The organism is Curtobacterium sp. MCPF17_018 (genome assembly GCF_003234135.1).
GTDB lineage: Bacteria > Actinomycetota > Actinomycetes > Actinomycetales > Microbacteriaceae > Curtobacterium > Curtobacterium flaccumfaciens.
Genome location: NZ_QKSJ01000001.1, coordinates 331,418 through 345,408 on the forward strand (window position 1 = coordinate 331,418; position 13,991 = coordinate 345,408).

Annotated in this window: 13 protein-coding genes; all 13 read left to right on the plus strand. The window is 71.8% G+C overall.

The window, feature by feature from the left end; translation table 11 throughout:
* Window positions 1–36: 36 nt before the first annotated feature.
* The gene (locus DEJ27_RS01575; RefSeq protein ID WP_110858750.1) at window positions 37–2,205 is read left to right on the plus strand and encodes an ATP-dependent Clp protease ATP-binding subunit; all 2,169 of its coding nucleotides are present in this window, start codon (window positions 37–39) and stop codon (window positions 2,203–2,205) included.
* Between the two features lie 74 nt (window positions 2,206–2,279).
* On the plus strand, window positions 2,280–2,834 hold the full coding sequence (locus DEJ27_RS01580) for a DUF2231 domain-containing protein (RefSeq protein WP_051596580.1): 555 nt from the start codon (window positions 2,280–2,282) through the stop codon (window positions 2,832–2,834).
* 45 nt (window positions 2,835–2,879) lie between these two features.
* Entirely contained in the window at window positions 2,880–3,533 is a 654-nt protein-coding gene (locus DEJ27_RS01585; RefSeq protein ID WP_111090168.1) for a response regulator transcription factor, read from the plus strand.
* The gene (locus DEJ27_RS01590; RefSeq protein ID WP_111090169.1) at window positions 3,530–4,738 is read left to right on the plus strand and encodes a HAMP domain-containing sensor histidine kinase; all 1,209 of its coding nucleotides are present in this window, start codon (window positions 3,530–3,532) and stop codon (window positions 4,736–4,738) included. The genes DEJ27_RS01585 and DEJ27_RS01590 overlap by 4 nt, the downstream gene beginning before the upstream one ends.
* A complete protein-coding gene (locus DEJ27_RS01595; RefSeq protein WP_110858752.1) occupies window positions 4,735–5,253 on the plus strand; it encodes a hypothetical protein in 519 nt (172 codons plus the stop codon). Before DEJ27_RS01590 ends, DEJ27_RS01595 begins: the two co-directional genes overlap by 4 nt.
* Window positions 5,250–6,392 (plus strand): peptidoglycan-binding protein, encoded by a 1,143-nt coding sequence (locus DEJ27_RS01600; protein WP_111090170.1) that lies wholly within the window; start codon window positions 5,250–5,252, stop codon window positions 6,390–6,392. The genes DEJ27_RS01595 and DEJ27_RS01600 overlap by 4 nt, the downstream gene beginning before the upstream one ends.
* Entirely contained in the window at window positions 6,389–7,120 is a 732-nt protein-coding gene (locus DEJ27_RS01605; RefSeq protein ID WP_111090171.1) for an ABC transporter ATP-binding protein, read from the plus strand. Before DEJ27_RS01600 ends, DEJ27_RS01605 begins: the two co-directional genes overlap by 4 nt.
* Window positions 7,117–8,304 carry an ABC transporter permease gene (locus DEJ27_RS01610; protein ID WP_181419949.1) on the plus strand — a complete coding sequence of 396 codons (1,188 nt, stop codon included), beginning with the start codon at window positions 7,117–7,119 and terminating at the stop codon, window positions 8,302–8,304. Before DEJ27_RS01605 ends, DEJ27_RS01610 begins: the two co-directional genes overlap by 4 nt.
* 287 nt (window positions 8,305–8,591) lie before the next feature.
* On the plus strand, window positions 8,592–9,917 hold the full coding sequence (locus tag DEJ27_RS01615; protein WP_220035363.1) for a sugar ABC transporter substrate-binding protein: 1,326 nt from the start codon (window positions 8,592–8,594) through the stop codon (window positions 9,915–9,917).
* A gap of 3 nt (window positions 9,918–9,920) precedes the next feature.
* A complete protein-coding gene (locus tag DEJ27_RS01620) occupies window positions 9,921–10,994 on the plus strand; it encodes a carbohydrate ABC transporter permease (protein ID WP_110858755.1) in 1,074 nt (357 codons plus the stop codon).
* Complete coding sequence (locus DEJ27_RS01625) at window positions 10,991–11,878, plus strand: carbohydrate ABC transporter permease (RefSeq protein ID WP_258370280.1); 888 nt, start codon at window positions 10,991–10,993, stop codon at window positions 11,876–11,878. The genes DEJ27_RS01620 and DEJ27_RS01625 overlap by 4 nt, the downstream gene beginning before the upstream one ends.
* 267 nt (window positions 11,879–12,145) lie before the next feature.
* The gene (locus DEJ27_RS01630) at window positions 12,146–12,934 is read left to right on the plus strand and encodes a DeoR/GlpR family DNA-binding transcription regulator (RefSeq protein ID WP_071404329.1); all 789 of its coding nucleotides are present in this window, start codon (window positions 12,146–12,148) and stop codon (window positions 12,932–12,934) included.
* Entirely contained in the window at window positions 12,931–13,926 is a 996-nt protein-coding gene (locus DEJ27_RS01635; RefSeq protein WP_111090173.1) for a 1-phosphofructokinase family hexose kinase, read from the plus strand. Before DEJ27_RS01630 ends, DEJ27_RS01635 begins: the two co-directional genes overlap by 4 nt.
* The last annotated feature ends 65 nt before the right edge of the window (window positions 13,927–13,991 follow it).

Consider the following 13,991-nt stretch of genomic DNA (forward strand, 5'->3'; position numbering starts at 1 on the left):
CAACTCCAGGACCACCGCAACGAAAGGACGGAACGCATGGCGAACCTCCAGGGCGCTCCTGACTCGCAAGAACGGCAGAAGACCGCCCTCGAGCAGTACGGCATCGACCTCACGGCGATCGCCCGCAGCGGCAAGCTCGACCCCGTGATCGGACGCGACGCCGAGATCCGGCGCGTCTCCCAGGTGCTGACGCGACGCACCAAGAACAACCCGGTGCTCATCGGCGAGCCCGGCGTCGGCAAGACCGCCGTCGTCGAGGGGCTCGCGCAGCGCATCGTCGCCGGCGACGTCGCCGACTCCCTCAAGGACAAGCGGCTCATCTCGCTCGACATCTCCGCCCTGATCGCCGGCGCCAAGTACCGCGGCGAGTTCGAGGAGCGACTCAAGGCCGTGCTCAAGGAGATCAACGACTCCGACGGGCAGGTCATCACGTTCATCGACGAGCTGCACACCCTGATGGGTGCCGGTGGCGGCGAGGGGTCGGTGGCGGCCTCGAACATGCTCAAGCCGATGCTCGCCCGCGGTGAGCTCCGGCTCATCGGCGCGACGACCCTCGACGAGTACCGCGAGTACATCGAGAAGGACGCCGCGCTGGAGCGGCGCTTCCAGCAGGTCTACGTGGGTGAGCCCAGCGTCGAGGACGCCGTGGCGATCCTCCGCGGGCTCAAGGAGCGCTACGAGGCGCACCACAAGGTGACGATCAACGACTCCGCACTGGTCGCCGCCGCGAGCCTGTCGAACCGGTACATCTCCGGCCGCCAGTTGCCCGACAAGGCCATCGACCTGATCGACGAGGCCGCGAGCCGACTCCGCATGGAGATCGACTCCAGCCCGGTCGAGATCGACGAGCTGAAGCGGAACGTCGACCGTCTGCGTGTCGAGGAGTTCGCGCTCAAGCAGGAGAAGGACGACGCCTCCAAGGCCCGCCTCGAAACCCTGCGCAACGAGCTGCACACGCGCGAGGAACGGCTGGCCGAGCTCGAGCAGCGCTGGCAGGCCGAGCGCGCGAGCCTGAACCGCATCGGTGAGCTCAAGCAGCAGCTCGACGACCTGAACATGCGGTCGCAGCGAGCCCAGCGCGAGGCCGACTACGAACTCGTCTCCCGGCTGGAGTACGGCGAGAAGCCCCGCATCGAGGCCGAGCTCGCCGCCGCCGAACAGGCCGAGAGCGCCGACCGGATGGTGAACGACAGCGTCACCGACGAGGACATCGCGGCGGTCATCGCGCAGTGGACGGGCATCCCGCTCGGTCGGCTGCTGCAGGGTGAGACCGAGAAGCTCCTGCACCTCGAGAGCGAGCTCGGCCGCCGGATCATCGGGCAGCGCACCGCCGTGACCACCGTGTCCGAGGCCGTCCGTCGCACCCGCGCCGGCATCTCCGACCCGGACCGCCCGACCGGTTCGTTCCTGTTCCTCGGGCCGACGGGCGTCGGCAAGACCGAGCTGGCCAAGGCGCTCGCCGAGTTCCTGTTCGACGACGAGAAGGCCCTCGTCCGCATCGACATGAGCGAATACGGCGAGAAGCACTCCGTGGCCCGCCTGATCGGTGCCCCGCCCGGGTACGTCGGGTACGAGGCCGGTGGGCAGCTGACCGAGGCGGTCCGCCGCCGTCCGTACTCGGTGATCCTGCTCGACGAGATCGAGAAGGCGCACCCCGAGGTGTTCGACGTGCTGCTCCAGGTGCTCGACGACGGGCGACTGACCGACGGCCAGGGGCGCACGGTCGACTTCCGGAACACGATCCTCGTGCTGACGTCGAACCTGGGGTCGCAGTTCATGACCGACCTGTCCCTGAGCGACGCGCAGCGGGAAGAGGCCGTCCGTGAGCTCGTGCAGCAGGCGTTCCGGCCGGAGTTCATCAACCGTCTCGACGACATCGTGGTGTTCCAGGCCCTGACGGCCGACGACCTCGGACAGATCGTGTCGCTCTACGTCGACCGGCTGGCCCGCCGTCTGACCGACCGCCGGCTCGAGCTCGCCGTCACCCCCGAGGCACGCGGCTGGCTGGCGGAGCGTGGGTACGACCCGCTGTACGGCGCGCGGCCCCTGCGTCGCCTGATGCAGCGGCAGATCGACGACCGGTTGGCACGCGCCATCCTGTCGGGTGACGTCCGCGACGGCGACACGGTGCGGGTGGACGTCGCGGCGGACGGGGACGGTCTGACGGTCGAGCCCTTCGAGCTGGCCGAGATCGTCGAGGAGTAGCCCACCAAGATGGATGGGAGGCCCGTCACCGGTTCCTGGGACCGGTGACGGGCCGTTCGTCTACCGTCCACGGCATGCCTGAGATCCGCGCGATCCGTCGCCTCACCGACGCCGTCGAGCACGCGAGCGTGCTCGACAAGGCCGTCGACATCGACCGTGCCGTCGTGAACGCCCTCGCCAAGCCGAAGGCCCTGCGCCAGCTGCTGCACGGCGTGCCGTTCGGCCACCCGATCCACCCGCTCATGGTGCAGGTGCCCCTGGGCGCCTGGATCTCCGCAGCGGTGCTCGACCTGCTCGGCGGGAAGGGCAACGCGAAGGCCGCCAAGACCCTGGTCGGCGTCGGGGTCGTCTCGGCGAGCAGCGCCTCGGTCGCCGGCTACGTCGACTGGTCCGAGCTGAACCGCGAGCAGCTCCGCACCGGATGGGTGCACCAGGCCGTGAACTGGACCGGTCTGTCGCTGTACGGCCTGTCGTGGCTGCAGCGGAAGCGCGGCAACCACGGCGCCGGCAAGCTGCTCGGCTTCGCGGGTCTCGCCGTCGTCAGCGTCGGCGGGTACCTCGGCGGACACCTGTCCTACCGACAGCGTGCCGGCGTCAGTGAGCACGGCGAGGTGCCGTTCGACGCCTGATCCACTTCCCAGGTCCGGCAGAGGTACATCACGTGTGATGTATCCATGCGCGTACTCGTGGTGGACGACGAACGGGCCCTCGCCGACCTGGTCGCGACGGGCCTGACCCGGCAGGACATGGCGGTGGACGTCGCCTACCGCGGCGACGACGCCGACGAGCTGCTGGCGGTGCACGACTACGACGTCGTCGTGCTCGACCGTGACGTCCCCGGGCTGCACGGCGACGAGGTCGCACGGCGTCTGGCCGCCCGCGGTGCACTCACGCGGATCCTCCTGCTCACCGCCGCGACGACGTTGAGCGCCCGTGTGCACGGGCTCGAGCTCGGTGCCGACGACTACCTGACCAAGCCGTTCGAGTACCCGGAACTCGTCGCCCGGGTGCGCGCGCTCGGTCGGCGGAGCGTCGCACCCGTCGCCCCGGTGCTCGAGCGTGCAGGGTTCGTCGTCGACACGAACCGGCGGATGGCGACACGTGACGGTCGCCCGCTCGACCTGACCTCGAAGGAACTCGGGGTGCTCGAGACGCTGCTCCGCGCGCACGGCCGGATCGTCTCCGCTGAACACCTGCTCGAGAAGGTCTGGGACGTGAACACCGACCCCTTCACCGCCGCGGTACGGGTCACGATGTCGAAACTCCGCCGGAAGCTCGGGGACCCGGACCCGATCCGGACGGTGCCCGGCCAGGGCTACGCGTTGTGAGGCGACGGCCCGGGCTGTGGAGCATCCGGACCCGGACGGCCCTGACGTTCGCGCTCGCGGCCATGGCGCTGGCGACCGGGGTCGTCCTCTTCACGAACACGATGTCGCTGGCCGGTGTCGGTGCCGGCCTCGACACCGCGGCCGTGCAGCGCCCGCCGTCCGGATCACAGGGCGCCACGACCGCTCCGGCCCCGATCGAGGTGGACGGCGCCGACGACGACGGTGCGGTGGCGGTGATCCGGCTCGTGGCCGTGCAGCAGTGGCAGTGGTCCGCGATCGGGATCGCGGGCGCCGGGGTCGCGGCCGGGGGCATCGGCTGGCTCGTCAGCCGCCGGGTCCTCCGGCCCATCGACCGGATCACCGCGACCACGAACCGCATCTCGGCGTCGAACCTGCACGAGCGCATCGCACTGGACGGTCCGGACGACGAGCTCCGGCGGCTCTCGCGCACCGTCGACGACCTGCTGGAGCGGCTCGAGACCGCGTTCGAGGGCCAGCGTCGGTTCGTCGCCCAGGCGTCCCACGAACTCCGGACGCCCCTCGCGGTGCAGCGCGCGGCGGTGCAGATCGGGCTGCACGACGACGCCGACCCCGCAGACGTCCGAGCGGTCCGGGCGGAGCTGCTCGAGCAGAACCGCCGGACCGAGCGGTTGGTCGAGTCGTTGCTCGTGCTCGCCGAGGCCGATCGCGGCCTGGCGGGTGCGACGCGCGCGGTCGACCTCGACGAGGTGACCGCCGAGGTCGTCGCGGGGGCGGACCGAGGCGCGGCCGAGGCGGGGGTGACGCTGATCCACAAGCGCCGCACGGGGCCTCCTGGCTTGGTCGTCCCGGGGGAGCCGACGCTGCTGCGGCAGCTGCTCGGCAACCTGGTCGGCAACGCCGTCGAGTACAACGAACCCGGCGGTGCCGTCCTGGTGACCACGGAGCCGGACGGGTTCGTCGTCGAGAACGGCGGGCCGGTGGTCCCGGCGGACGAGGCGGGACTGCTCGTCGAACCGTTCCGCCGCGGCGGGACGGACGATGCACGCGGGCAGCACAGCGGTCTCGGGCTGTCGATCGTGGCCGCGATCGTGCGCGCCCACGGGTGGCGAATGTCGATCGCCGCACGGCCGGCCGGCGGGCTGCTCGTCCGGGTCCGTGTTTCGTCGGTGCAACCCGACGTGCACGCGGGGCGAAACAGCCGTTCCGGTGTGCTGGGGACATGAACCACACCACGATGACGACCACTCGTCGCACCCGGTCCCTGATGAGCGCGGCCGCTGCCGTCGTCCTGCTGCCGCTGCTGCTGGTGGGCTGCTCGGACACGGCACCGGACGACGACACGACGACGGCGGCCGGGGGTGCGGCGCCCGGCGTCGCCCTGGCCGAGTGCATGCGCGACCGCGGCTACGACATGCCCGACCCCGGCACGGGTGGCGGGTCGATGCAGCTCAGTGCACCCGACGGCGCCGATCCCGAGCAGTACCAGGAGGACCTCAAGGGCTGCCTCGACGACTCCGCAGCGGCCGGCGACGCGCAAGCCGCGCAGCCGATGCCGGGCAGCGAGGAGATCGCGAGGAAGACGGCGGAGTGCCTGCGGGAGCAGGGGTTCCCGGACTTCCCGGACGACCAGGAGGCGCAGAACCGGTTCCAGCCCGACGACCGAGAGGCGTTCGACGAGGCTGCCGGCACGTGCACGGACGCGGCCTTCGAGGCCGTCCGGGGCGGAGCCGGATCGTGAACCACCGGCGCACCCGACGCCGGACGATCGTGTCGGTGTGCCTCGTCGCGGCGGTGGCCGCGGGGGTCGGGACGTGGGCCCTCGCAACGGTGCCGAGTGGTCCAGGAGCCTCGGCCAGCAGTGGCTCGCGCGGCGGGACCGCGTCGACCGGAGCCACCGCCACGGTCACGCGCGGCGACCTGACCGACTCGAAGGTGTTCGCCGGGACGCTCGGGTACGGCGCGGCGACGGGGGTCCCCGGGGCCGCCGCCGGCACGATCACCTGGCTGCCCCGCGCCGGCGACGTCATCGAACGCGACGGGGCCCTGTACGCCGTCGACGAGCGGGACGTCCGGTCGATGTACGGCACCGTACCGCTGTGGCGTGACCTGGAGCGGGGGCTGCAGGGCGCCGACGTGCGGCAGCTCAACGAGAACCTGGCCGCGCTCGGGTACGACGTGTCCGTGGACGACCGGTTCGGTCCACGGACCGAGCGAGCCGTCCGGCAGTGGCAGCAGGACCGCGGACACGAGGTGACCGCGGTGCTGACCATGGACGACGTCGCCTTCGTGGACGGCGCGGTCCGGGTCGCCTCGGTCGACGGTCGGCTCGGGGAGCGGCTCGCCTGCGGAGCGGGTGCGGGGGCGGGTACGGCTGGTGCTGGTGCTGGTGCTGGTGCTGGTGCTGGTGCTGGTGCTGGTGCGGCGGGTGACGTCCTGCAGGTCACGAGTACCCGGCGCGTGGTCGCGGCGACCGTGCCCCAGCGCGACGCCGAGCGGCTCGCGGTCGGCACCGACGTCCAGGTCCGGGTCAACGGCGCCGGGGCGGCCATGCCCGGTTCGGTCGTCGACGTGCAGCCGACGACGAGCGAGGACGGCGGCACGGCCGTCGACGTCTCGGTGTCGTTCGACCCGGGGAAGCGCACACTGCCCGCGGCAGCGTCCGCGCAGGTCGACGCGAAGGGCACCACCGAGCACGACGTCCTGTCGGTGCCGGTCGCCGCACTCGTCGCGCGCGCCGGTGGCCGGTACGCCGTCGACGTCGTGCAGCGGGACGGCACGACGGAGCGGGTCCGGGTCGAGCCCGGCTTCAGCGCGGACGGACGGATCGCGGTCGCCGGGGCCCTGACCGCCGGCGACCGCGTGGTGGTGCCCGGATGAGCGCCGCCGTGCTGCCACCCGCCGCCGTGCTGCGACCCGACTCCGTCCTGTCGCTCCGGGACGTCACGAAGACGTACGGCGACGTCGGCGCCCTCCGCGGGGTGTCGCTCGAGGTCACCGCGGGCGAACTCGTCGCGGTCGTCGGCCCGTCGGGGTCGGGCAAGTCGACGATGCTCAACGTCGTCGGGACCCTCGACCGTCCCACGTCCGGCACGGTGACGATCGCCGGCAACGACGTGGCGACGATGTCCGACGACGCCCTGTCCGGGCTCCGTGCCGACCACATCGGGTTCGTCTTCCAGCACTTCCACCTGCAGGCCGGCGCGACCGCCACCGAGAACGTCGCCGACGGCCTGCTCTACCAGGGCGTGCCCCGGCGCGAGCGGCACCGACTGGCGGTCGAGGCCCTGGGCCGAGTGGGCCTGGCGCACCGGGTGGACCACCGACCGCACCAGCTCTCCGGCGGTGAGCGCCAGCGCGTCGCCATCGCGCGGGCCGTCGTGGGCGACCCGACGATCCTGCTCGCCGACGAACCGACGGGTGCACTCGACACTGCGTCCGGTGCCGCGGTGGTCGAGCTCCTGCGCGAGCTCAACGCGGCGGGCACGACGGTCGTGGTCATCACGCACGACCTCGACCTGGCGGCGTCGCTGCCCCGGCAGGTCCGGATGCGCGACGGCCGGATCGAGCACGAGGTCACGCCGGTCGTCGACGAGGTCGCCCGATGAGCCGGCGTCGGTCCGTGGGCGCGGTCGACCTGCTCCGCCTCGGCGTCTTCGGGTTGCGGACCCGTCCGGGTCGCGTCGTGCTGTCGGCGCTGGGCATCGCGATCGGCATCGCGGCGATGCTCGCGGTCGTCGGGATCTCGTCGTCGAGCAAGGCGGAGGTCGACCAGGTGCTCGACACGCTCGGCACGAACGTGCTCACCCTCACCCAGGCGCAGGGCCTCGGCGAACCGGTCCCGTTGCCGTCCACCGCACTCGAGTCGGTGCTGCGGCAGGACGACGTCGAGTCGGCCGCGGCCGTCGGCACCGTGCCGGACACCGGTGTGTACCGGAACGACCACGTCCCGGCGCCCGAGACGAAGGGCCTCGGGGTGCTCGCCGCGTGGGGCGACGTGCCGCGGGTCCTCGGCGGGCAGCTCGCAGCCGGGCGGTGGATCGACGACGCAGCCGGGGCGCCGCCGCAGGTGGTGCTGGGGGCACGGGCGGCCGCGGTCCTCGGCTTCGACGACCTGCATCCGGACAGCCGGGTGTGGATCGGCGGTCGGTGGGTGCAGGTGGTCGGGGTGCTCGAACCCGTCGCGCTCGCCGAGGACCTCGACTCGCGGGTGTTCGTGCCCCGCGGGTCCGCCGGGCAGCTGGGCTTCGACGGGGCCCCGACCGCGGTCTACACGCGCGTCGACCCGGCGCACGTCGAGCGGTCGAGGGACCTGCTCGCCGGTGCGGTCCGACCCGGGGCACCGCAGGACGTCGGCGTGACACGGCCGTCGGACGCGTTGGCCGCGAAGGACGCCACGGACGACTCCTTCACCGGGCTGCTGGTCGGCATCGGCGGGGTGGCGCTGCTCGTCGGTGGCATCGGGGTGGCGAACACGATGGTGATCACCGTCCTGGAACGGCGGGCCGAGGTGGGCGTCCGTCGTGCGCTGGGGGCCCGTCGTCGCAGCATCCGCGACCAGTTCCTGGTCGAGTCGTTGCTGCTGTCGTTCCTCGGCGGGCTGGCCGGTGTCGTGCTCGGCGTCGCGGTGACGGTCGTCTTCGCCGTCACGCAGGGGTGGCCGGTCGCACTGCCGGTGTGGGCCGTCGTCGCCGGGCTCGGTGCCACGGTCGTCATCGGCGGGGTCTCCGGGCTCTACCCGGCGGCACGCGCAGCGCGGATCCCGCCGACGTCCGCCCTGGCGGCCGTCTGACGCGTGCCGTGGACGCGCGCACAGGAGGCCCGGTGCCGGTCCGGTGGACCGGCACCGGGCCTCCAGGCAGTCGCTTCCACACCCCGGACGCGAGACGCAAATCATGCCTGGTCATGACCACCCGGTCAAGCATCTGCGTCGATCTGTTCGACATCCGTGATGCCCCGGAAACACGCGGATCGAAAGAGGTCACAGGGACCGATCCAACGGTTGACAAGGGGCCGTGCAGGGTCTTCTATTGCGAATACGCAACGTCCTTTCATAAAGGTCGGACCAAGGGAGTCATCGTGACACGAACGCGTTTCGCCGCACTCGGTGCGCTCGCCCTCGCAGGCGCGCTCGCCCTCACCGGGTGCTCCGCCGGGAGCAACGCCGCTTCCGACGGCGGCACGAAGTCCATCGGCACGCCCGATGGCAAGGGCAAGACCATCACCGTCTGGATGATGAACGGCGACCTGAGCGACAAGGTGCTCGACGCCGCCGGCAAGCAGTTCACCGCCGACACCGGGGCGAAGGTGAAGGTCCAGACCCAGCAGTGGGACGGGATCACCACCAAGCTCACCACGGCGCTCGCGCAGAGCGACGCCCCCGACGTCGTCGACCTCGGCAACACGCAGGTGCCGGTCTACGCGGCCGCCGGCGGGTTGACCGACCTGACGCCGTACCGCGACGAGCTCAAGGACGGCCAGACCTGGCTCACCGGGCTCGAGGGCCCCGCCACCGTCGACGGCAAGCTCTACGGGGCGCCGCTGTTCGCCGGCAACCGGGCCGTGGTCTACGACAAGCAGGTCTGGAAGGACGCCGGCGTGACCGACGTGCCCACCACCTACGACGAGCTCACCGCCGACCTCGACAAGGTCAAGGCCGCCAACCCGGCCAGCGACTTCTCCGCCTTCTACATGCCCGGGCAGTACTGGTACGGCGGGCTGCAGTGGGTCTGGGACGCCGGCGGCGAGATCGCGACGGACAAGGGCGGCAAGTGGACCGGCACGCTCGACTCCGCGGACGCGGTCGAGGGGCTGACCGCCTGGAAGGACTTCCAAAACGCGTACTCGGCGAAGTCCACCCAGGACATCAACACCGACAAGCCCTCGCAGAGCGACGTCTTCGCGCAGGGGAACACCTCGGCGTTCCTCGGGTCCGCCTGGGAGATCGGCTCGATCACCACGGCGAAGCCGGAGCTCGCGGACCGCATCGGCACGTTCCCGATGCCGTCGTCCACAGCGGGGAAGACGCAGCCGGTGTTCCTCGGCGGCTCCGACCTGGGGATCCCGGCGAAGGCGCAGAACCAGGAGCTCGCGCTGTACTACCTGAAGATCCTGACCTCGAAGGAGTTCCAGCAGGACCAGGTGTTCGGGGTCGACGGCTGGGAGCCGAACTCCACCGAGCTGCTCGACGCGGTCGCCGGCGACGTCGACGAGCTGCACAAGCCGTACTTCGAGGCGGCCGGCACGAGCCGACCGACCCCGGCCACCCCGGGCTGGGCCACCATCGAGGGCGACGCCTCGTTCCAGTCGATGTTCGCCGACGTCGCCACCGGCCGGAAGTCGCCGGAGCAGGCCGCCGAGGGCTTCTCGAAGCACCTCACGACCGCGCTGAACGCGCAGCCGTAGGCGATGACGTCCACTGCGGAGCCGGTGACCGACGCGGAGCAGTCCGCGCCGGTCACCGGCGGGCGGGGTGCGGGGGGCCGGCGAGCCGGCGGCCGGGGGGCCGACGGCCGGCGGGCCGGCGGACCGGTTCAGGGGCCGTCGCGGGGGTCCCGTCGGGGTGGGCGCGGCGCGGGTCGTCGGTCGCCGGTCGGGTCGCGGGCGCCGCTCGTCCTGCTGGCCCCGGCGGCGCTGCTGCTCCTGGCCCTCGTGGTCTACCCGCTCGTCCGGCTCGTCGTCATCTCGTTCCAGGACTACGGGCTGCGGGCGATCTTCACCGGGCAGGCCGGGTTCACCGGGCTGACGAACTACACGGACGTCCTGACCGACGCGTCGTTCTGGCCGGTCATCCTGCGCACCGTGCTCGTGACGGGCGCGATGGTCCTGGGCACGATCGTCATCGGCATGGGGGTGGCGCAGCTGCTCACCCGCCTCGGGGTCGCGATGCGCACCATCGTCAGCGTCGTGCTCGTGCTGGCCTGGGCGATGCCGAACGTGGCCTCGAGCCTGGTCTGGCAGTGGCTCTTCCAGCCGTTCTACGGCGTGCTCAACTGGCTCATCACGCAGCTGCGGGTGTTCGGCGACCACACCCAGGACAACTGGGCGTCGCACCCGGGGCAGGCGTACACGATCGTGCTGACGCTCGTCATCTGGCAGGCCGTGCCGTTCGTGGCGCTGACGCTGTACGCCGCGCAGTCCCAGATCGCGCCGGAGTACTACGAGGCCGGTGCGCTCGACGGGGCCTCGGTGTGGACCATGTACCGCGCGATCACGCTGCCGGCACTCGCGCCGACGCTGCTGCTCGTGTCGATCCTGTCGGTGATCTGGGACTTCAACGTCTTCAACCAGATCTGGCTGCTCACCCGCGGCGGACCGGAGGAGGCCACGCTGACCCTCGGCATCTGGACCTTCGTGCAGTCGTTCGTGTCCAACGCCTACGGGCAGGGCGCGGCGATCGCCGTGATCTCGACCCTGATCCTCGGGGTGCTCACCAGCTACTACATCCGCCGGCTCGTCCGCAGCGGCGAGGAGGATCTGTGACCGTCTCGAGAACGGCGCCCCGTGCGGTCGGCGCGTCCGCGCCGGGCCCCGTGCGGGTGCGGGTGCGCAAGCCGCGCGTCGTCGCGAACACCATCGCCGTGCTGTTCTGCCTGGTCTGGGTGTTCCCGATCTACTGGATGGTGAACACCGCCTTCAAGCCCGCCGACGAGGTCACCACGATGACCCCGATCTGGGCGCCGCTGCACCCGACGCTCGACAACTTCACGCGTGCGCTCACGCAGGAGGGCTTCCTGGTCTACCTGCGGAACTCCACGATCGTCGTGGTGGCGGCCGTGCTGCTGTCGATCGTCGTCGGGTTCCTGGCGTCGGCTGCACTGTCGCGGTTCCGGTTCCGGGGGCGGCGGGCGATCCTGGTCGCGATCCTGTTCGTGCAGATGATCCCGTCGGGCGCACTGCTCATCCCGCTGTTCCTGTCGTTCCAGACCCTCGGGCTGCTGAACAGCTACGTCGGGCTGATCCTGGCGTACGTGGCGAGCGTGCTGCCGTTCTCGATCTGGGTGATGCGTGGCTTCTTCGTGGCCGTCCCCGTCGAGATCGAGGAGGCGGCGAAGGTGGACGGTGCCGGCACCTTCCGGATCCTGTGGAGCGTGCTGTTCCCGCTCGTCATGCCCGGGGTCATCGCCACGAGCGTGTTCGCGTTCATCGCGGCGTGGAACGACTACCTGATCGCGTACGTGATGCTCAAGGACCAGGGGATGTACACGCTGCCGGTCTGGCTCGCCGGGTTCTCGACGAACAAGGGCACGGACTTCGGAGGGCTGATGGCGGCGAGCGTGCTGTTCTCGATCCCCGTCGTGGTGTTCTTCCTCATCGTGCAGCGCCGCCTGGTCAGCGGGATGACGGCGGGCGCCGTGAAGGGGTAGCCGTCGCAACAGCCCGCATGGTTGCCTGCGAGGTGTCGCGTGGTCGCAACACCCCGCATGGTTGCCTGCGAGCGGTCACAGAGCGTCGGCTGGCGCGGTCGCCGCCGACGTTTCGTGCCCCCTCGACCTCCGGCTTGCGACGTGTTGTGACCGCTGTAGCGCACGGCTGACACCTGCGGACGTGTTGGTTGCACGACGGAACGGTTGCGTTCTTGTGGGTTTCAGACGTACAGTGCTCGAAACCCAACGGAACGAAGGAGTTCGGGCATGTACGCAACCGAGCGGCACACCGCCATCGCCGCCGAGCTGCAGTCCGCCGGTCGCGTGTCGGTCGCCGGTCTTGCCGAGCACTTCGACGTCACCACCGAGACCGTGCGCCGTGACCTCGACGCCCTCGAGTCCGCCGGGGTCCTGCGCCGGGTCCACGGGGGAGCGGTCCCCGTCGGCCGCTCGAGCGTCGTCGAACTCAGCGTCGCCGAGCGCGAGGGGCAGCACGGCACCGCGAAGTCCGCGATCGCCCGCGCCGCGATGCGACTGGTGCCGCCGACCTTCACCGGCTCGATCGCCCTCGACGCCGGCACCACCTGCGCCGCCGTCGCCTCCGAACTCGCCCGCTGGGAGCCCGAGGTCGCCGGTTCGACCATCACCGTCATCACGAACTCGGTGCCGATCGCCGCCACCCTGCAGCACAGCGAGCACCTCGAACTGCACCTGCTCGGCGGCCGCGTACGTGGCGTCACGAGCGCCGCGGTCGGCACGGCCACCGTCGAGCAGATCGGCGCCCTCCGGCCCGACGTGGCGTTCATCGGCACGAACGGCCTGTCCGCCGGCTTCGGTCTGAGCACCCCGGACGAGTACGAGGCCGCCGTGAAGGGCGCCTACGTGCTCGCCGCCCGACGGGCCGTGGTGCTCGCCGACGCCGCCAAGCACGGCGTGGAGGCCCTGATGCGGTTCGCGCGCTTGGACGAGATCGACACGCTCGTCACCGACGAACAGCCCCCGGCCGACCTCGCCGGTGCGCTCGCCGACGCCGACGTCGAGGTGGTCGTCGCATGAACGTCCGCATCGTCACGGTCACCCCGAACCCGTCCCTCGACCGCACGATCGAGCTCGCCGGCGAACTGCAGCGCGGCGCCGTCCAGCGTGCCACCCGGTCCACCGCGGAACCCGGCGGCAAGGGCGTCAACGTCTCCCGCGTCGTCGTCGCGAGCGGAGGGGACACCGTCGCCGTCCTGCCCGGCGACGAGCTCGACCCGGTCCTGCTCGGCCTGGCCACACGCGGGATCCCGACGGCCGCGCTGCCGATCGGGGCGCCGCTCCGGTCGAACGTCACCGTGACGGAGCCGACCGGCACCACGACGAAGCTCAACGAACCCGGCCCCTCGCTCGCCGGTCGCCTCGACGACCTCGCCGCCCTGGTCGCCGACACCGCCGCTGCGACCGCCACCGGCCCCGCCGCCCGCTGGGTCGTGGTCGCCGGGTCGCTGCCGCCCGGTCTGCCCGACGACGCGCTCGCCGTGCTCGTCCGGGCCGTCCGTGCCCGCCACGGTGCGGACGTCCGGATCGCCGTCGACTCGTCCGGGGTGCCGTTCACCGCGCTGCTGCAGTCGGGCGAACGGATCGACCTGGTGAAGCCGAACGCCGAGGAACTCGCCGAGGTCGTCGGCGGCGACCCCGAGGAGTACGAGCGCGACCTCGACGCCGCGGTGGTCGGGGCCCAGCGGCTGCGGCGGAGGAACGTCGGCACGGTCCTGCTCACCCTGGGCAGCGCCGGCGCCGTGCTCGTCTCCGACGAGGGCGCGTTCGCCGCCGCCGCACCGAAGATCGTCGCCCGGTCGACGGTCGGCGCGGGGGACTCCTCGCTCGCCGGCTACCTGCTCGCCGAGGTCGCCGGCGCGTCGCCCGAGCAGCGTCTCGCACAGGCCGTCGCCACCGGTGCCGCGGCCGCGGCCCTGCCCGGCAGCGACGTGCCGGCACTCGACCACACCGACCCGACGGCGGTCTCCGTCCGGGTGCTCGACACGCACCCGGCCCCCGAACCCGCCTGATCCCCTCCCCATCCCGCCCGACCACCCCACGAACACCTGCACCACCGCGCGATCAGCGCCATTGC

Bases quoted from the DNA above. Each gene is read 5' to 3' on its own strand.
- DEJ27_RS01575 (WP_110858750.1), top strand. From the start codon at position 37: ATGGCGAACCTCCAGGGCGCTCCTGACTCGCAAGAACGGCAGAAGACC.
- DEJ27_RS01630 (WP_071404329.1), top strand. From the start codon at position 12,146: ATGTACGCAACCGAGCGGCACACCGCCATCGCCGCCGAGCTGCAGTCC.
- DEJ27_RS01635 (WP_111090173.1), top strand. From the start codon at position 12,931: ATGAACGTCCGCATCGTCACGGTCACCCCGAACCCGTCCCTCGACCGC.
- DEJ27_RS01580 (WP_051596580.1), top strand. From the start codon at position 2,280: ATGCCTGAGATCCGCGCGATCCGTCGCCTCACCGACGCCGTCGAGCAC.
- DEJ27_RS01620 (WP_110858755.1), top strand. From the start codon at position 9,921: ATGACGTCCACTGCGGAGCCGGTGACCGACGCGGAGCAGTCCGCGCCG.
- DEJ27_RS01595 (WP_110858752.1), top strand. From the start codon at position 4,735: ATGAACCACACCACGATGACGACCACTCGTCGCACCCGGTCCCTGATG.
- DEJ27_RS01610 (WP_181419949.1), top strand. From the start codon at position 7,117: ATGAGCCGGCGTCGGTCCGTGGGCGCGGTCGACCTGCTCCGCCTCGGC.
- DEJ27_RS01585 (WP_111090168.1), top strand. From the start codon at position 2,880: ATGCGCGTACTCGTGGTGGACGACGAACGGGCCCTCGCCGACCTGGTC.
- DEJ27_RS01605 (WP_111090171.1), top strand. From the start codon at position 6,389: ATGAGCGCCGCCGTGCTGCCACCCGCCGCCGTGCTGCGACCCGACTCC.